13 protein-coding genes are annotated in these 18,198 nt (G+C 59.8%); 3 read left to right on the plus strand and 10 right to left on the minus strand.

Annotated elements, in window-relative coordinates; translation table 11 throughout:
• Positions 1-169: 169 nt before the first annotated feature.
• The 7 genes from ACXAH0_RS15960 to ACXAH0_RS15990 are packed head-to-tail and all read right to left on the minus strand — an operon-like array spanning position 170 to position 7,754.
• Complete coding sequence (locus ACXAH0_RS15960; RefSeq protein WP_475192758.1) at positions 170-2,068, minus strand: V-type ATP synthase subunit A; 1,899 nt, start codon at positions 2,066-2,068, stop codon at positions 170-172.
• The gene (locus tag ACXAH0_RS15965) at positions 2,065-2,811 is read right to left on the minus strand and encodes a hypothetical protein (protein ID WP_475192760.1); all 747 of its coding nucleotides are present in this window, start codon (positions 2,809-2,811) and stop codon (positions 2,065-2,067) included. Before ACXAH0_RS15965 ends, ACXAH0_RS15960 begins: the two co-directional genes overlap by 4 nt.
• Before the next feature lie 2 nt (positions 2,812-2,813).
• Entirely contained in the window at positions 2,814-3,515 is a 702-nt protein-coding gene (locus ACXAH0_RS15970) for a hypothetical protein (protein ID WP_475182623.1), read from the minus strand.
• Positions 3,516-3,524: 9 nt separating this feature from the next.
• The gene (locus ACXAH0_RS15975) at positions 3,525-3,974 is read right to left on the minus strand and encodes an ATP synthase subunit C (RefSeq protein ID WP_475182620.1); all 450 of its coding nucleotides are present in this window, start codon (positions 3,972-3,974) and stop codon (positions 3,525-3,527) included.
• On the minus strand, positions 3,971-5,764 hold the full coding sequence (locus tag ACXAH0_RS15980; RefSeq protein ID WP_475192762.1) for a V-type ATP synthase subunit I: 1,794 nt from the start codon (positions 5,762-5,764) through the stop codon (positions 3,971-3,973). Before ACXAH0_RS15980 ends, ACXAH0_RS15975 begins: the two co-directional genes overlap by 4 nt.
• Positions 5,761-6,384 (minus strand): V-type ATP synthase subunit D, encoded by a 624-nt coding sequence (locus tag ACXAH0_RS15985; protein WP_475182613.1) that lies wholly within the window; start codon positions 6,382-6,384, stop codon positions 5,761-5,763. The genes ACXAH0_RS15980 and ACXAH0_RS15985 overlap by 4 nt, the downstream gene beginning before the upstream one ends.
• A complete protein-coding gene (locus tag ACXAH0_RS15990) occupies positions 6,384-7,754 on the minus strand; it encodes a V-type ATP synthase subunit B (RefSeq protein WP_475192764.1) in 1,371 nt (456 codons plus the stop codon). Before ACXAH0_RS15990 ends, ACXAH0_RS15985 begins: the two co-directional genes overlap by 1 nt.
• An 890-nt stretch (positions 7,755-8,644) precedes the next feature.
• Between ACXAH0_RS15990 and ACXAH0_RS15995 the strand changes: the two genes are divergently transcribed.
• Both ACXAH0_RS15995 and ACXAH0_RS16000 read left to right on the plus strand, forming a co-directional pair.
• The gene (locus ACXAH0_RS15995) at positions 8,645-10,432 is read left to right on the plus strand and encodes an ethylbenzene dehydrogenase-related protein (RefSeq protein ID WP_475192766.1); all 1,788 of its coding nucleotides are present in this window, start codon (positions 8,645-8,647) and stop codon (positions 10,430-10,432) included.
• 29 nt (positions 10,433-10,461) lie between these two features.
• Entirely contained in the window at positions 10,462-11,478 is a 1,017-nt protein-coding gene (locus tag ACXAH0_RS16000; protein ID WP_475192767.1) for a 2Fe-2S iron-sulfur cluster-binding protein, read from the plus strand.
• A gap of 203 nt (positions 11,479-11,681) precedes the next feature.
• On the opposite strand, the gene ACXAH0_RS16005 is transcribed toward ACXAH0_RS16000, so the two are convergent.
• From ACXAH0_RS16005 to ACXAH0_RS16015, 3 genes are all read right to left on the minus strand, one after another.
• Positions 11,682-14,573, minus strand: coding sequence for a bifunctional diguanylate cyclase/phosphodiesterase (locus tag ACXAH0_RS16005; RefSeq protein ID WP_475192769.1), 2,892 nt, complete (start codon positions 14,571-14,573; stop codon positions 11,682-11,684).
• Between the two features lie 14 nt (positions 14,574-14,587).
• A complete protein-coding gene (locus ACXAH0_RS16010; protein ID WP_475182594.1) occupies positions 14,588-15,391 on the minus strand; it encodes a PstS family phosphate ABC transporter substrate-binding protein in 804 nt (267 codons plus the stop codon).
• A 331-nt stretch (positions 15,392-15,722) separates the two neighbouring features.
• Positions 15,723-16,757, minus strand: coding sequence for a LacI family DNA-binding transcriptional regulator (locus ACXAH0_RS16015; protein WP_475192771.1), 1,035 nt, complete (start codon positions 16,755-16,757; stop codon positions 15,723-15,725).
• 186 nt (positions 16,758-16,943) lie between these two features.
• Between ACXAH0_RS16015 and ACXAH0_RS16020 the strand changes: the two genes are divergently transcribed.
• A complete protein-coding gene (locus tag ACXAH0_RS16020; RefSeq protein WP_475192773.1) occupies positions 16,944-18,176 on the plus strand; it encodes an ABC transporter substrate-binding protein in 1,233 nt (410 codons plus the stop codon).
• Positions 18,177-18,198 lie beyond the last annotated feature (22 nt).

Genomic DNA, 18,198 nt, shown 5'->3' on the forward strand with positions numbered 1-18,198 from the left:
GTTTGGCCGAACGCGCGTTGCCGGGCTTTTTGCCTTCTGAACACCGGACGCTGACCAAATGGTCAAGAAAATCTAGAAAGGTGCTATGTACCTGGTCAAGACTATTTTTTGATCAAGCTCTTTTCGGGAGGCTTTTACCGGCCCTTTCTGACCGCTGGACCGTCTTGTCTCAACCACCTGAATGACCCGTTGCCCCCGTTGCCTCGTGCGCGCGCCCGGCAGATCCCGCCCCAACCCCGGAAGCAGCCCCGGAAGCAGCCTTGAACAAAGCCGTGATTTTGGCGGTCAGCTCCGTGCGCTCCTTGCTGCCATCCGCCGAATAGTTGAGATTTTTGAAGAGCGACGTCTGCTCTGTGAAAAACTGTCGCACGGCGTCCTTGTCCTCAAAGGCAAACTCTGCCTTCGCAATCCGGTAGACGAGAGCAAAGGTTTCCTGTTGGCGGGCCAGAGGAGCAGACACATCGACATCGTCAAACGCGTCCTGCTGCAGATAGACCATGTCGAGAAACAGCGCCTTTTGCTGAAGCACGAAATCCTCGGTGGAAACGCCCTCCTCCCCGGTCACCTGCATCATGCGCGTGATCTCGTCGCCCTTGCGCAGAAGCTCGATCATCTCTTCCACCCGGGGCACCCAGTCCGCGCCGATATTGTCCTGATACCAGGCGCCCAGCTGGGTGTGATAGCGGGACCAGGACAACAGCGGGTCAACGGCGGGGTAAAAGCGCTTGTAGGCCCGTTCCGAAGACAGGCCGAGAAAGGTCTTGACGGTTCCAAGGGTCGACTGTGTCACCGGCTCTTCGAAATTGCCCCCCGCCGGGGACACAGTCCCGATCATGGTCAGGCTGCCGGTCTCACCGGTTGCGGTCTTGAGGACCCCGGCGCGCTCATAGACGCCCTTGATGGCGGAATCCAGATAGGCCGGGAAAGCCTCCTCGCCGGGGATTTCTTCCAGGCGGCCGGAGGTCTCGCGCATGGCCTGTGCCCAGCGCGAGGTGCTGTCTGCGATCAGCAGCACATCATAACCCATCTGCCGGTAATATTCACCAAGGGTGATGCCGGTATAGATCGAGGCTTCGCGGGCGGCGACGGGCATGGATGACGTGTTGCAAATGATGACCGTGCGGTCCATCAGCGTGCCGTCCCCGGACGGATCGGGCTGATGGGGAAATTCCGTGATGGTTTCCACGACTTCCCCGGCCCGCTCGCCGCAGGCGACCACGATCACGATATTGACCGCCGAGAACCTGGAAATCAGGGATTGCAGCACGGTCTTTCCCGCCCCGAAGGGCCCTGGAATACAGCCCATGCCGCCCCGGGCAATCGGGAAGAAGGTGTCAATCAGGCGCAAGGTGGTGATCAGCGGTTCGCTCGGATAGAGCCGCTCGCTCTGCCCCGCCTTGATCAGGCCCTCCGGAAGGGCCCGCCGAACCGGCCAATGCTGCAACATGGTCAGATCACGGGTTCCGCCCTGGCCATTTTTCAGCGTAACAACCACATCGTTGATGGTGAAGGAGCCCTTGCGCACCCGCTCCACGGACCAGGACCCGTTGAGCGCAAACGGCACCATGACCTTGTGCTCGAAACGGCCTTCCGGCACCGTGCCGAGTGTATCCCCGGCCTTGACCGGATCGCCCGATTTCACCTGTGGCTCAAAGGCCCATTTGCGGGTCTGGTCGAGCGCATTGGTCAGCACCCCGCGTGGCAGGAAGAACCCGTGCTCGGCCGCAATATCGGCCAACGGGTTCTGAAGCCCGTCAAACACCGTGCTCAACAGACCCGGCCCCAGGGCCACCGACAGCATCTCGCCGCTCTGGATCACCTTGTCGCCCACCCGGACCCCGGCCGTACTTTCAAACACCTGGGCTTCGGCCGACTTGCCGCGCACCCGCAGCACCTCGGCTTTCAGATATTCCCTTGGCTTGCCGTCCCGTTCCGGTCCGTGGGGAATGATATAGACCACCTCGTTCTTGATCAGCGGTGCAGTGCCAAGGGGGGCAAGGGTCACAAGATCGTCCTGAACGGCAATGATCTCGGCCGTCGGCTCCGGAAGCTGAACATGGCTGGTCATGAAGGGGCATCCTCACGCAATAAAACAGTGTCTGACAGAAACTCCTCTCCGGCCAAAGAGCCGGAGACTTCACCGGTCCCCTCAAGGGCAGCGGTCAAAAGGCCGCTCAGGCGCCCGGCTGCTCCGCTCTCATTGTAGCGGGACCAGCGCTCAACGATGACCCATCGCAGCACATAGATGCAGACAGCCTCGAAATCGAATTCATGCAGTGCCCCATACTGGTCAAGCTGGCGGAACACCTGGGTCAGGGCCAAACGCTCCATGGCGATATGGTCGCCCGCTTGCATCAGGCGCTGCGCTTCGCCAATCCAGGGCATGAAATGCCCGAGGCCAAAAGCCGGGTCGCTCCAATTGGCCTTGATCCGGCTACACCAGCGGCCATAGCCCCAGTCGGAAATGTTTCCGGCGCTCTCCTGTCCGTCCCGGCGGCGGCGCAGCGCCGCAATCAGGGTCCGTGTCTCCATGCGCGCCGTGACCAGATGCTGAAGATCCGGCATGTTCTTCAGATCAGCGGTGATCTGACGGGCCCGCCCGATCACCTCACTGTCGGTGTCATATTTGGCCACACCCGCCCAGGCGGTGATTTCCACCAGCTCTTTGAGCAGGCGCTGATGCTCCGCCTCCAGCATGGCAAGGCGCTGCCTGAGCCGGAATTCGGAGATCGGCACCTCTTTGCGGGAAAACAGGCTGCCCAAATGGGGCAGGCTGGTCACCAGCGCGATATATTGGTGCGGCTGCGGCATGGTTAGCGGAGCACCCCTTCCATCACCGCCCGCAGGCGCGGCTGCAAATGCCGTTTGAGCAAGGTGGCAATTGCCTCTTCGGTCAGGTCGATAGAAACATCCCGCTCGGTCAGTTTCACCTTGATGCCGTCAAAACCCGGCGCGGTGGAGAAAGTCACCCCCTCCCGCAAGGCATCTCCCGCGAGGGCGATGACAAAATGGGTCAATGTGCCCGGCTCGACCGCCTCAGGAGACTGTTTCAGCTCCTCGAAGGTCACGATCTTTTCCGGCAGCACGATCACCATCGGTTCGCTGTCATTCACGGAGGCATTGTCACGGGCCGTCGCAGCCATGGCCAGAATGAGCTTTTGCAAAAACGCCTCATCGCCCAGGGTGGTGCCGACCAGACGGGCGGCCTCCTGCTGGATGCGCTCGCCCAGTTCATTGCGCAGGCTGAGCACCAGATCGCGTGCGGCAACCTTGAGCCCGTCTTCCGTTGCCGCCTTTTCCCGGGCCGCTTCACTGCGAGCGCTGTTCACCAGATCATCCGCCTTCCGGCGGGCCTCCGCAACGATCTCCCCGGCCTGCGCCTTTGCCCTGGCCAGGATCTCGTCCCGTTCGCTTTCACCCGCTGTCACACCTTCCTGTTTCAGGCGGTCAATCAGCGCCTGGACCCCGGCCCCGGCCGCATTTTCCAGATCCGTCGTGCCGTCATGTTTGGACATGCGCGCCTCCTAGTTCGGGATCGATCCGGCCAGCACCAGCGCAAAGACCAGCGCGAATACGGAAAAGCCCTCCAGCACGGCAGCCGGGGCCAGTGAAATGCCAAAAATCTCCGGCTTGGCCTTGGAGGCATGGATCGCCGAGGCCAGGACCTCGCCCTGACGGATGCCGGTGAACAGCATGGTCACTCCGGACAGGACACCGATGCCAAACAGGGCTGCGCCATTGGCCGCATCAACACTTGACTGCTGCAGCGAGAACATGATGACGATGCCGTAAATAACCTGGGAGGACGGCATCAGCGAGACGCCGATAAAGCGGCCATAGCCGCCCTCACTGTCCAGCATGGCGCCGATGGCGGCACTGCCGCCCAGCGCACAGCCCCAGGCGCTGCCAATGGCACCTAGGGCCACGGGGGCAAATAACCCAAACCAGCCGAGAGCCACAACGAATTCGTTCACAGGCGTGTCTCCTCTTTCTTGAACGGACGGAAGGGCATGCCCTCGTCTTTCAGACCCCAATTGAAAAATTCAATGACATTCAGGCGCAGGCCATGGACGCAGCCGGCAATCAGCCCAAGACCGATATTGATGGCATGGCCGAGCACCAGAACCGCGAGCGCAATCAGAAGACCAATGCCCGGAACCGCCTGATTGAGCTGCCCGGAGAGCGAATTGATCGTTTCCGCCAGGGACGCCGCCGCAAGGCCCAGCGCGAACAGACGCATGTAACTCAGCACATCGGAGAAGACATTGACCACCCGCGCCAGCGCCGCCAGCCCGTCAAAGACCCTGAGGCCGCCGGCCTTCAGGGAGGTGATCTTCCGGTCGCTCCCAAAGATCCCGACCAGCAACAGACCACCGACGACCGCTGCCGGTCCGGCCGCAGCCAGTGCCGTGCCCTGCCCCAGAAAGGTGGCCAAACCGCCGAGAGCCACCAGACACCAGCCTGCGGGCTGCAACCGGCCGCTCAGGCCGGTCTCGTGGAGCGCGCGCATGATATTGGCCAAAACGATATGAACGACGCCGATGGTCAGCGTGATTTTCATCATCGTGTCCACATCCTTCAGATGAAGCACTTTCAGATGGGCCAGAAAACCGCCCTCTGGCGGCGCCAGCCCGAAATAACTGCCCGTTGCGACCCCGAAGACTGTTGTGGAAACCATCAGCCAGACCGACATGCGCCAGAGCCGCCGTGCCTGGGCAGAACCGGAAAAGCGCTTGCGGAGCAGGACCAGCAGGGACAGAAGCAGCAGGCCATACCCTGCATCCGTCATGATCATGCCGAAGAAGATGATGAAGGACACATAGACAATTGCCGACGGATCCCAGTCCCGGTAACCGGGGGTCTGGTAGAATTCCACCAGATCCTCGCCGCCCTCCAGGGCCGCCGGATTTTCCAGCAGGGTTGGCGGGCGGTCGTCCTGCGAAACCTTGTCAAAGACGGCGGCCACACCAAGCCCGGCGGCAAGGTCCTGAATGCGAGTTTCCTGATCCTGCCGGGCCCAGGCCTGAAGCACAAAGACACGGGCGGTATCGGCGGTTTCCAGCGCCGCCCGCTGCCGGGCTGCCCGGTCACGGGCGGCAGCTAGGTTCTGCGCCAGCAAATAGCGCCACTTGGTCAGAGACTGCCGCTCCAGGTCCAGCTCTTCCAGTTCCACCAGTGCCTGCTCACGGGCGTTTTTCAACTGGGAAAGGGACTGGGCGCCGATATGGACCCTGGGCACAGGCATGGCGCTCTGAGGCGGCTCCTCCGGCGCAAGCAGAACAATATAGGCACGGAACCTGTCCCGGTGGACGATCTCCATGACCTTACCCGCCGGATCCACATGTTTGAGCGTGCCGGTGGGCACCACATAGAACCAGAGCCTGTTGTCACCGATTTCCGCAAGATCCGAGAAACTGAATTCCCCCCAGGGCTCCACATCCTTGATCCTGCGCGCCAGTTGGGCCAACCGGTCCTGACAGGCTTGCAAGGCCTTGCGGTTTTCCAGGGCTGCCGTCACCACATGTTCCAGATCGAAGCCTTCTGCCAGGGTCTGGGGGTGGCGCTGCACGGGGCCGTCGATCAACCAGCGCAAAGCCTCAACCGCCTCCCGGCCGAGACCGGCCGGAACCGCTTCCAGTTCCTTTTGCGCGGAACCGAGCGGGATCAGATGCAGGGAGCCAAACACCTGAGCGGCTTCCAGCACCTTGTCCTTGTCTTCCAGAATGCCGATCAGACTGACCTTGACGAGCGGAACAATGGTCATAGCTGCGCCATCCTGACGCCTGCGCTGCGGGCCGCTGTCTTGCGTTTGGATATTTTCGCGCGCACCACCGCATCCCGTTCCGCATCGGCCAGTGCCATGCGGATTTTCTTGATATTTTGCTCCGCCTTCGGGATCAGCACCTTTTCAAACAGATTGACCCTGCGCGAGATCACCGCTTCGGCCTCCACCAGCCGGGCAATCCGCTCCCGGGCCACATCCCGTTCCAGAGTGAGCTTGAGCAAATCACGCATGGCCGACACATAGGGATCGACCCAGTGCGGGCGCGCCAGAAGGGAATAGGGCTTTGTTTCCACCTCAATACTGTCCAGCACCGGCAGAACCGTGCCCGACAGGTTCTGCTCGCCGCGCCGGACGGCTTTCAATGTCACCAGGCCTTCCAGGGGAACCTGCGTGTTGGCAAGCATGGGCAGGTCTGCCGCGACATCCTTGAAGCGTTGTTCACAGTCCTGTTCCAGCCGGGCCAAAACCTGCCGCGCCTTGGCGCGCTCGGCCATGATCTGCAGCCGCTTGAGCTCAAGAGAGGGCAGAAACCGGCGGTACTCGGCCAGTTGTGTGTTTTCCCGAGCCAGGGATGACTTGTTGAGCGCAAGCTTCGCCATCAGGCCGCAGCCTCACCATCTGTGCTGCCGGTGGCCGGGGCCGCCTTCGGAAAATACTTGTCGATGAGGCCCTGTTTCATCAGGAGCTGATCCGCCTCGAAACACTCCGCCAGCGTCTGCCAGCACAGGTCCAGCGCCTCTTCCAGCGGCCTGGAGACATCAATATCCATGAACCGCTCTCGGAATAATGCGCCAAATTTAAGCAACTGCCGGTCATAACCTGACAGTTCAAACGCCATGGACTGCTTCTGTTCCGCATCGCGTGCGCCGGAATAGAACCGGATCATGGTGTTCATGATCTGATTATGATCCTCCCGGGTAACCTTGCCGATCACATGCTGTTTCAGCCGCGACAAGGACCCGAACGGGTCGATCACCCCGCTGTGCAGATAGAACTGCCCCTCGGTGATGTAGCCGGTATTGTCCGGCACAGGGTGCGTTACATCGTTCCCCGGCATGGTCGTGACCGTAAGAATGGTGACGGAGCCGGACCCTTTGAAGTCACAGGCCTTTTCATAGCGCCGCGCCAGCTGGGAATAGAGATCCCCCGGATAACCGCGATTGGCCGGCACCCGCTCCATGGCGATGGAAACCTCTTTCATGGCATCGGCAAAGGCGGTCATGTCGGTCAGGAGGACCAACACGCGCTTGCCTTCTTCCACGGCAAATTTTTCAGCAACCGCCAGCGCCATGTCCGGCACCTGCAGCCGCTCCACCACCGGATCGGACGCCTGATTGATAAACATGACCGTGCGCGGAAAGACTCCTGCGTCCTCGAACTGTTTCCGGAAGAACGCATAGTCGTCAAAGATCAGGCCGAGACCGCCAAACACCACGATATCCGCATCCGCCTGAATGCCGATCCGGGCCAGAAAAGGGTTGTAGGGCTCTCCGGAGACCGAGAAGATCGGGATCTTCTGGCTTTCGACGAGGCAATTGAAAATATCGATCATCGGCACATCCGTGCGGATCATCCTGGAGGCCAGAACCCGTTTCATCGGGTTTGCCGACGGTCCGCCGATGGGCACCGCCGGATCGCTGGACAGGTCCGGCCCCTGATCAATGGGATGGCCCGCACCATCAAACACCCGTCCAAGGATATTACCGGAATAGGTCACCTTGGCCGCTTCGCCGAGAAACCGCACAGAGGCGTTGTTGGCCAGCCCCTTGGTGCCCGAATTCACCTGGAGCGACACCATTTCCGCATCAATATTGATGACCTGGGCGAGGGACGCCGCGCCATTGCCGGCGTCCACCACGGCCAGATCACCCAGACAGGGGCGGCCTTCAGAGTCCGCGTTTGAAGCAGACACCTGAATGCGGATGATATCTCCGACAATGTCGACAATTCGGGTATGCGAGACGAGCATGACGGCCCCCTGGGAATGCACTGCTTTTTTCAAGAGCCTGATCCGGCCCACCGGATAAAACACGGCCCTGCAATCGCAAAACTCATTCTAGACGTGCAATTGACACCACAACAACCCGTTTCAAGCCTCTCCGGATTACTCTTAAAGAAACCGGAGTGAGCGTAAGCGAGAATAGATTACGCCAGTATGACCTGGATCATTGCCGGACCAATCATTCTGAGGAAGGCCAGAGGCTTGTCTCGAACAACACGACGCAAGGGCAAATGCTGAGGCGAGGTTATACCAACCTCACTAGATAGGAACCGATCAATCCGGGAATGACACTTGGGGAAGTGGCTGCGTCTCTTTCCAAGACCCGGCGCAATGCGGCACAGCAGCGAGAGGACAGCAGCAGAAGGATCCACTTGCGGCAGTCTCATCTGCTTGTCATTCCTGCGGCCGCAGAAACTCAGCAAACATCTTCAATCCCACACATTGCGGTCCCTGCAGCAAGCTGAATCGCGGCATTTTGCTTCTCGGCGACCGGCACGCACTGGAGGCCGCAGCCCTTTCCTTCGAAATTGTCCCCTTGCGATTTTCACCTCTGCGAAAATTAGGAAATTACCTTTGATTATATTCAGTAAACCAATCAGCATATCTGCAAGTCAAAACTGCAACCCGCATCACAATTAACAGTTATGAACGCTTCTCTTTTTGCACTATTTTGCAGATAATGCATGCATTGCTTCGCTTTTTTGCTTCCGTAAATTTCAGAATAGCGGTTTTATCCTTTCCTTTTCTGTTGAAATCAGCTTCTTAGACATCAAGAGAATAGTGTTCGATTAGTCATTGACTGACGAATCGAAACACAATCCTGAGATGCGGTGCCAAGACGATGTCGGGAGAGGCCTTTGTCGGATCACGTAAACGAGCGCAACCTTAACCTAACGGACGCACAAAGCTCCGCTAGGAGAGTTTCTGCGGACACGGCCGCAGGGCATTCCGGCCGGGCGTCCCGGAGCCCGAACGCTCCGCAAGCCGTGGTGCGCAGCGATGTCGGCACAATTGTGCTGCACTGGCCCCTTGTGGCCGCCATTGTCACCAGCCTCGTAACCGGCCTCCGCCTGTCTTCGGACGCGGAAGGCGCGTGGTTCTCAAAACTGTTCGAGCCGATACTTCCCCAAGGGGAAATCTGGACCTGGCACTACGTGTCCGCCGTCTTCGTGCTTGCTCTGATCTTTTCCTATGCTCTCTACATGTCCGCCGCCCGGCTGAAGCGGCGGATATCGTTGAAAAAAATCGTGGTGCTGTCCCTTCCGGCCAGCACCAAACTGCGCCTTGCCGCAGTCAATGTGATTGCCTACTGGCTGCTGTTTGCCGCCATTCTCACCCTGACCGCCACTGGCGTTCTTCTCTATCTCGGCCATGGAGGGGGCTGGGTGACCGTGCATTATGTCTCTGCCCTTATGGTGATGGGCTACATGGTGGCCCATGTGGGGCTGCATTATTTGTACGGTGGCCTTGCCCAGCTTGTGCGCCTGTTCCGGCCGCAAAGCCTTCGCCAGTTCCCCGGAATGAGCCACTATCCGCTGCTGAAATCGGTGGCCATCGGCGTGGTCGTGATTGCCGCAGCCGTGTCGCTGGATTTTGCCACGCGCGGAAATCTGGTGGTCGCTCAGGCCACGGCCCTGCCCAAGCTGGACGGGATCCTGGATGACCCGGCCTGGCGGGATGCCCGTCCGGTGTCCTTAAGGACCCACCAGGGCTCCAATCTGGACGGCACCGGGGCCTCTACGGTCGAAGCCAGAGCCGTCCAGGTCGGCGACAAGATTGCCTTCGCCTTCCGCTGGCAGGACGCGAACCGCTCCTTGAAACGCCACCCCCTGATCAAGACCGGAGACGGCTGGAAAATGCTCAACAACCGGGCGGATATGTCCGATGAAACCGCCTACTATGAGGACAAGTTCTCCATCGCCTTTTCGAAAACGGATACGTTTGGCGGTGGCGGCTCAACCCATATGGGCCCCAAACCGCTGGCAGGAAAACCGTCGGCCTTTCACGGGCGTGGCCTGCATTACACGACCGATGGCAGCCTTCTGGACGTGTGGCAATGGAAAGCCTCGCGCGGGGGCATGCTGGGCCGGGTCGACGACATGTGGTTCGGCACGCCGAAAGAGCCGGACGAGGCCCATTTGGCCGGGCAGAAGCGATACAGCGCCGGCTATGGCGCCGACAAGGGCACCTCCTTCTATGTCTATAACTACAAGAAGCGCAGCGGCTCGGACTACAAGCATGCCGTTGACGTGCGCCGCCTGCCGGCCGACTACCGTAAGACTGCGGCCCTGATGGGCAAGATCGATCTGGATCTGGAAGCCAGTGACGATGCAGGCTCGCAATGGTGGATGTTCGATGCGGAGAGTGTTCCCTATTCACCGGAAAAAGATGCCGAAATTCCCGTTGGCACGATCATTCCCGGCGTCCTGATTACCGGAGACTATACCGGCAGCCGGGCCGACCTGACCGGCGGCGCCAGATGGCAGGACGGCTACTGGACCCTGGAGGTGACCCGGGCCATGGACACCGGCCACGTCCAGGATCTGGCCATGGCGGACGGGCTTTATGTCTGGCTGTCCGTCTTTGACCACAACCAGACCCGCCACACGCGGCATTCCCGGCCGCTCCGCCTGACCTTCAACTGATGCCGCAACGCCCAGCACGGACCCTCTTCATGTCAAAAAGCACCTGCACCGTCACCATCAACGGAAAGAAAATAAAGGCCAATGTCGGCGACACGCTGATCGATGCAGGGCTGGGAGGCCGGCTGGTCCTGCCCCATGACTGCTGTTCGGGCCAATGCGAGACCTGCCGTGTGCGCGTTCTGAATGGCAAGGTGGACGCCCTTGGAACCGAGGAGAAGAGCACCGTCCTGGGATGCCTTGCGGTGCTGGAGGGGGATGCGGAGATTTCCTACGATCCGGTGCCGATTGTCAAAACCGTCAAGGGAACGGTGGACAGCATCCGGACCATCAAGGAGGGCTATCTGGAAGTCAGGGTCCAGGTCGACAAACCGGTGCCGTGGCTGCCGGGGCAATATCTGCGCACCACATTCTCCGGCTTTCCTTCAAGGGACTACAGCCCGACCACCCCTCTCAATCTGGATGCGGAGCAGGATGTGGTCGCGTTTCACATCAAAGTCTATCCCGGCAGCGTCGTCTCCTCCCGGCTGGGAACGGAGATCGGCAAGGGCCACAGCGTCAAACTGCGCGGACCCTTTGGCAACGGCTTCCTGCGCCGCCAGTCGGAACCTCTGGTCCTGACCTCAACCGGCACCGGCTTTGCTCCGATCTGGGCCATCGCTGTTGCCGCCGTGATGGGCCAGCCGGAGCGGGACATCCGGATGATCGTCGGCGCCCGAGCACGAGACGGCCTTTATATGCGCGATGCCATCCGCTGGCTGCGCAACCGCGGTGTCGATGTGACCCTGACCGCGGGCGATGGCGACAACGAAACGGTCATGACCGCCCGGCCTTATGAACTTCTGGGCGCACTGACACCTGACCATGTTGTCTATTCGGCAGGGTCGCCGTCCCATGTGGAGACCACGCGCGACGCCGCCCGCCACGCCGGGGCCGTTTTCTATGCCGATCCGTTTTATGTGGCGGAGGAAAGCTCCGGGCTGCGCAGCCTTGCCACCCACTTGCTGCGCAAGGCCAGAACCCCGTTCTCAGGCGCGCCTGTCAATTAGAGCGCCCCGCTTTCCTATAGGGCAGAAGCGTTTTGGCTTTTGCATCGAAATCTTTTTCTTCAGACAGCGAGCGGCCAATCGATCGAATGCGGACTGCACTCAAACAAACTGCAAGCTATAGGGGCAGTTGCGCCCAAGTGCGTCCGCGCTCCCTCAAGGGCAGGCGAAGTCACCTGTGACGTCCACCGGGACCGGCCGGCTCCTTATTGGGCAGCCACAATCAGGGGCCGCCTGCATTCAAACAGCAACTCATCCATTTCCCAGACGGGCATGGGACGGCCCAGGAAATAACCCTGCGCATCGGTGCAGCCGATATCCTTGAGCATCTCCAGAAGAAGCTCGGTTTCCACGCCCTCGGCAGTCGTGGTCATGTCCAGGTTCTTGGCCAGGTCGATCACCGCCTTCACGATGGAGACGGATTCGTCCGAATAGGCCATGGAACGCACGAAAGACTGGTCGATCTTGATCTTGTCGAAAGGGAATTTGCGCAGATAGCTGAGAGACGAATAGCCCGTCCCGAAGTCGTCCATCGACACTTTCACTCCAAGCGCCTTGGCCTGGTGCAGCGCATCCAGAATTTCCTCTGAATCGATCAAAAGGACACTTTCGGTCACTTCCAGTTCCAGCCGCTCCGCTTTTAGGCAGGACTTGGTCAAGGCCCCGATCAGAACCGGTCCGAACGCATGGCCGCGCAACTGGCGCGGCGACAGGTTAACGGCCACCCGCAAATGCCCGGGCCAGCTGGCCGCAAGCCGGCAGGCCTCGTTCAGCACCCATTCGCCAAGCTGCACGATCAGGCCTGTATCCTCGGCAAGCGGAATGAACTCCATCGGCGGCACCTTGCCGCGTGTTGGGTGATTCCAGCGCAACAGCGCCTCAAACCCGGTTACCGTACTGGTTTTCAGCGCATATTGCGGCTGGAAATACAGCTCAAACTCCTCATTGGCGATCGCCCCGCGCAGGTCGGTGATCAGCTCGCGCCGCTGATTGACGGCCGTGCCCATGTCCGCCTTGAAGAAGCGGTGGGTGTTGCGCCCATCTTCCTTGGCCCGGTAGAGTGCCAGATCAGCCTGTTTGAACAGGTCGTCTCCCGCAACCCCGTCGCCTTTCGATACGGCAATGCCGATGCTCGCGCCGATGACGATCTCGTGGTCGGCGATACGGAATGGTTTCGACAGGTCCCAGATGACCGACTGGGCCAGTTCATCCACGGTGTATAGGTCCACGGGCAGACTGGTGAGGATGGCAAATTCATCACCGCCGAGCCGCACCACAAGCTCCCGTTCGCTGACCAGTCTCTTCAGGCGTTCGGCAACCTGGCGCAGCAACTCATCTCCGATCGGATGGCCAAGGGAATCGTTGACCGTCTTAAACTCATCCAGATCCAGGCAAAGGATCGCGAACTCGCCCCCGAAGGACTCCTGCCGCTTCAGCAGCGCGTCCAGCTGGTCGCGAAATTCGATCCGGTTGGGCAGTTGGGTTAAGATATCGTGCCGGGCCAGGAACGCCAGCCTATCCCGGGCCTCCTGGCGCTCAGTGATATCTTCTGAAATTTCAACCCAGCCTCCGTCGGACAGGGGCTGGCGGGTGGTCAGTATGATCCGGCCGGAGCGCAACTTGACCATTTCCGTGCTGTGCGGGACCGATCCCGCGCGCGCACCGGGAAGGCGTCCATCCACGGAAACCGGCGCGTCTGCCTCAATAGGCTCCACTTTCAAGATCGCGGCAAGATCGGCGGCCGTCATGCCCGGCAGGACCGTTTCGGGGGCCAGATCAAACAGGGACGTGTAGCGCTGGTTGGAGACGATCAGTTTGCCCTTGGCGTCAAACATGCACAGACCGTGGGACATGTTGTTCAAGGCTGCATCAAACAGGACATTCTGTTTCCGCAGCTTGGTTTCCTGGGATTTCAGGATCGTGTTCTTCTCATGCACCCTTGCCCGCAGCGCATCACGCTCACGCACCGACTGCTGCAGGGAGACCACAGAACGGGCGATATCCCCGACTTCATCAAGGCGTTCCGTACCTGCCACCCGGTTCTCAAAGTCGCCATCCACAATCCCGGACAGGACCCGGGTGATCTTGGTCAGGGGCGAGGTGATCCGGCGGGACAGGAGATAAGCCATCGCCGCAAAGGCAATCAGGGCCAGACAGCCGAACAGCAGCAGCTTCTGCAAAAGCTTTGCCTCTTCTTCCGCCCCGATCCTGGTCAGCTCGCTCTGGGTTTCCGTCAGCTTCCCGATGGGCAGAAGGGCGCAGATCTCGATCGGTGGCACCGGCATACCGCATTTGATGACATGTCTGCCATTCAGCGTGATATTGGGTGTCTCGAGAGACACTTTCAGATCGGCCAGACTCCCATTGAACCCGGCTCTTGAAATGATCCGGCCCTCGTGAACAATCACCAGACCAAAGGCGTTGATGCTGGTCAGATCCGCCAGCAGGGGCTCGTTCTCCCGCAGCCAGCGCTGCGCCAGCAAGCCACCGATCACATAGCCGAAATCGTCAAATACGGGCACGAACATAACTTCCGAAACGGTGTTTTCGTTCCGGCCCGGAACAAACACCTGACTTTCGGAAACCGGCAGGACCGCGCTATAGCTCAGCTCCGTTCCGGGCAGGCTTTCCTCAAGCGATCTGGTGATGTCCTCATAAAAGTCCAGTTTGGTGAGTTTCGCGCCCAGGGCCACCATGTCTGTCTCATAAGACGACGCGCCGATGATCCGGCCCGCCTCATCCAGAACAACGATGCCGTCAATATCGTCCAGCGCGGCCAGGGGCCCGAGCAATTCGGACATGGCCACATTGTTCCGCGATTCGATGGCCCGGACCGTATCCGGATCCGCGCCAATGGCGCTGAGGCGGCGCAGCCGGTCCTCGAACAGGAAGTCCAGGCGCTTTCCGGCCAGTTTCACATCCGCCGTCAGCGTCTCCAACAGACCGGTATGGGATAGTCTTAGCAGCTCCGTCTGCTGGCGCTGCATGCTGTCTTCCAGCTGATAGGCCACCAGTCCGATCAGCCCCGCAAAGGCGCAGAGCGCTGTGAAGACGGCGCCGTAGGTAAAGTGCCAAAGAAGAGACGCGTGACGGATCATCAGAACTGCAAAGGTCAGGGCGCGGCGGGAACGCCGCCAAAATCCCGGATCAGTTCTTTCGCTTTTCCGGAACGGATGAAGTCGATAAAGGCCTGCATGGTGTCATCCATGGTGCCTTGCTTGTAGATCAGGGCCAGGGTGACGGTACTCGGATAGGCCGCATCGGTCGGATGGTGACCATCGATCTTGAGCACGGACAGCCCTTCCTCCAACGGACGTGAATAGGGTCCGAACGCAATTGCTCCTTCCACGTCCCGGGCCGTGGAAATGGCCTCCTGGGTTGTCACAGCCGTTTTCGAGCGGGGCGAGATTTTCAGATCTGTCCAGCCGGGCATGGTGGCCCTGAGAACCTGCAGGGTGCTGTCCGCATCTTCCCTGCGCACGATCTTGACACGCAAGTCCGCCCCTCCCAGTTCGGACCAGTTCTGGATCTCACCCGCATATAGCTTCGCGAGATCTGCGCTCGACACTTCTGTGACCCCCGTCGAGGGATGTGCAAAAACAGCGCTCGGGATCTTTGCGACCGGCACATAATTGAGACCGAACTCGACTTCGCTGTCCTTCAGCGGCCGTGCGACCCGGCCCATACGCTCCGTGCCGGAACTGACGGCGGCAATCCCGCCCCCAGAGCCAATACTGGGAGGAATCTTGATACCGATGCCAGGATGGGCTGCCTTGAAACCTTCACCGATCTCCTGAAGCATCTCCAGACCATCACCTGTTCCGACAACGTTCAGAACCGGCCCTGCATGCGTTTTTTCTGAAAGCAGCGCTATGACGCAGAGAAACAGCGCCCTTTTCAGGCTTAACATCCGCATTTTTAACAATCCCTGTATATTTTACTGAACATACTGGCGGACCTAAGTTAATTAAGGGCTAAATTACCGATATTTTTTACTATAACGCTGCTGTATGCGGCCAGAATGATAATAAATACCAAACCATTTACAACCTCGACGCAACTCTGGACTGTGAAATTTTCATGAGACCGGCAAATAGTTTCCCGATTTTTCATTGCCTCGACCCACTTCCACGCTGGTTAAATTTGAGATTAAACATATTTTAAACAGATTTTTCCGTTCTCTTCTCCCTGCGTTGTGAGAAATCATTGGACAATCCTGAATTCTCTGCGCGGGAGAAATGATCTGGTCATGACGAAAGCCTTGCCGTGCTTTCGCGAACCACCAGTTCAACCCCTATTATCATCGGGCCTTCCGGCTCCGGCCCGCCTGCATGTGGCTGGCTGATACGCTCCAGAAGCAGACGGGCCGCCCCCGCCCCGAGCCCGTGCCGGTCCTGCCGGATCGTGGTCAAAGGTGGTCCGAAATATTCCGACAGCTCGATGTCATCGAACCCGATAACCGAGATATCCTGCGGCACCTGAAGACCCTGCGCGTTCAAGCCCGAGATCAGACCAAAGGCCACCTGGTCCGACGCGCAAAAGACAGCGGTCGGACGGTGCTCCATGCGCGAGATGGCCTCTGCCGCCTGCCGGCCAGAGGCCAGGGAGAAGTCACCGCGCAGGATCCAGTCCTGCCGAAAGGGCAGGCCCAGACGGGCCCGCTCTTCCAGCATGCCCTTGCGGCGCGCATGGGTTAGGACATTGTCTTTCGGCCCGGTCACATGCGCGATCTCGCGGTGGCCCAGATCATAGAGATGCCGGACCGCCAGGCGCGCTCCTTCCCGATTGTCGCTGCGCACGGACGGCATCAGCAAGCCCTGAGGCCACTCACAGGCAAAGACAATCCTGCCATCAACCCCATGGTCCCGGCACCGCAGAAGCTCCTCCTCAGGCAGCGCTCCGTCCAGGCAGATCACTCCGTCAATCCGGGCATCTTGGAAATAATCCTCCAGAGAGGTCCCGGAGGCCGCACCGTCCTTTGTGTCTGCGATCAGGACCGAAATGTCATGCTCCCCCAGATGCGCACTGATCCCCGCCAGAATTCTGGAAAAGAACGGATTACCGAGATTGGGCACCAGAACCAGAACCGCGCCAGCCCGGCGGGTTCTGAGCGTGCGTGCCGCCTTGTTAACCCGGTAGCCGGTGGCCCGGATCGCTTCAAACACGGTTGTGCGGGTGCCTTCGCTGAGCAATTCCGGATTGCTGAGTGCGCGGCTGACGGTCGCGGTCGACACTCCGGCCGCTGCGGCAACATCACGTATGCGTGCGTTTTTCTGAACCAACCCCATCTCCTGTGCTTGCGATGCCCCTGTCTCACATTCCGGGTTGACAGAAAGACGTTTCGGGCAAATGATGATGAATGTAATCGATTACATGACACATACAACAAAATGTAATCGATTACAAAATCCGGCTTCTGTTCCGCCGGGAGGAGATTTCGAACAGCCAAAGTTCGATGGGAGGAAAACATGAAAGCTTTACGCGCGGCTCTTGTCGCAACAACAACCTTTTGCCTGGCCGGAGCGGCCCAGGCGACGGATCTTGAAGTGACCCACTGGTGGACCTCCGGCGGCGAAGCGGCCGCTGTGGCTGAATTCGCCAAGGCCTTCAACAAAACCGGCAACAAATGGGTGGACGGCGCCATTGCAGGCGGCGGAGGCACCGCGCGTCCGGTCATGGTCAGCCGCATCATTGGCGGAGACCCAATGGGAGCAACGCAGTTCAACCACGGCCGCCAGACCGAAGAACTGATTGAAGCCGGCCTGCTGCGCGATCTGACCGAGCTTGCCGAAGCCGAAGGCTGGAAGGATGTGGTTAACCCGCCTTCTCTCCTGGACAGCTGCACCAAGGACGGGCGGATTTACTGCGTTCCGATCAACATCCATTCCTGGCAGTGGCTGTGGCTTTCCAACGAAGCCTTCGAAAAGGCCGGTCTGCCTGTGCCGAAAAACTGGGATGAATTCGCCGCTGCCGCGCCCAAGCTGGAAGAAGCCGGGATCATCCCGCTCGCCCTCGGTCAGCAGCCCTGGCAGAATTCCGGCCTCTTCAACGTTCTGATAGCCACCCTTGCCGGCCCGGAGACGCTGGTTCAGGTCTATGGCAACAAGGATACGGAAGTCGCCGCAGGCCCGGAAATTGCCCGGGTGTTCAAGGCCGCCGAAGATGCCCGCCGCATGCGCCAGGGCTCCAAGGTGCAGGACTGGAACCAGGCCACCAATCTGGTCATCACCGGCAAGGCAGCCGGTCAGATCATGGGGGACTGGGCCCAGGGTGAGTTCCAGATCGCCGGAAAGGTCGCCGGAAAAGACTATACCTGCCTGCCGGGCCTTGGGGTCCATGAGGTGATTTCCACCGGTGGTGATGCCTTCTATTTCCCGGTGATTGACGATCCGGAGGTCAAAGAGGCCCAGGACCAGCTGGCCGCCTTGATGATGTCCCCTGAGGTCCAGGTCGCCTTCAACCTGAAGAAAGGCTCCCTGCCGGTGCGCGGTGACGTCGATCTGGATACGGCCAATGACTGCATGAAGAAGGGACTGGACATCCTAGCCTCCGGCAACACGCTGCCAGACGTCAACCAGCTCAACACCGAAGACACGAACACGCAGCTGAATGATCTTTTCGTTGAGTTCTTCAATGACGAGAGCATCACGCCGCAGGACGCCCAGTCCCGGTTCGTGGATATCATCGCTCAGGCGGATTGAGCCCATTCCGCCCAACTCCGCA

The sequence above is a fragment of the Roseibium sp. AWQ4_290 genome (assembly GCF_056160985.1).

Coding starts and splice junctions, on each gene's coding strand:
- ACXAH0_RS15960 (WP_475192758.1), bottom strand. CDS start 2,068: ATGACCAGCCATGTTCAGCTTCCGGAGCCGACGGCCGAGATCATTGCC.
- ACXAH0_RS15965 (WP_475192760.1), bottom strand. CDS start 2,811: ATGCCGCAGCCGCACCAATATATCGCGCTGGTGACCAGCCTGCCCCAT.
- ACXAH0_RS15970 (WP_475182623.1), bottom strand. CDS start 3,515: ATGTCCAAACATGACGGCACGACGGATCTGGAAAATGCGGCCGGGGCC.
- ACXAH0_RS15980 (WP_475192762.1), bottom strand. CDS start 5,764: ATGACCATTGTTCCGCTCGTCAAGGTCAGTCTGATCGGCATTCTGGAA.
- ACXAH0_RS15985 (WP_475182613.1), bottom strand. CDS start 6,384: ATGGCGAAGCTTGCGCTCAACAAGTCATCCCTGGCTCGGGAAAACACA.
- ACXAH0_RS15990 (WP_475192764.1), bottom strand. CDS start 7,754: ATGCTCGTCTCGCATACCCGAATTGTCGACATTGTCGGAGATATCATC.
- ACXAH0_RS16000 (WP_475192767.1), top strand. CDS start 10,462: ATGTCAAAAAGCACCTGCACCGTCACCATCAACGGAAAGAAAATAAAG.
- ACXAH0_RS16005 (WP_475192769.1), bottom strand. CDS start 14,573: ATGATCCGTCACGCGTCTCTTCTTTGGCACTTTACCTACGGCGCCGTC.
- ACXAH0_RS16010 (WP_475182594.1), bottom strand. CDS start 15,391: ATGCGGATGTTAAGCCTGAAAAGGGCGCTGTTTCTCTGCGTCATAGCG.
- ACXAH0_RS16020 (WP_475192773.1), top strand. CDS start 16,944: ATGAAAGCTTTACGCGCGGCTCTTGTCGCAACAACAACCTTTTGCCTG.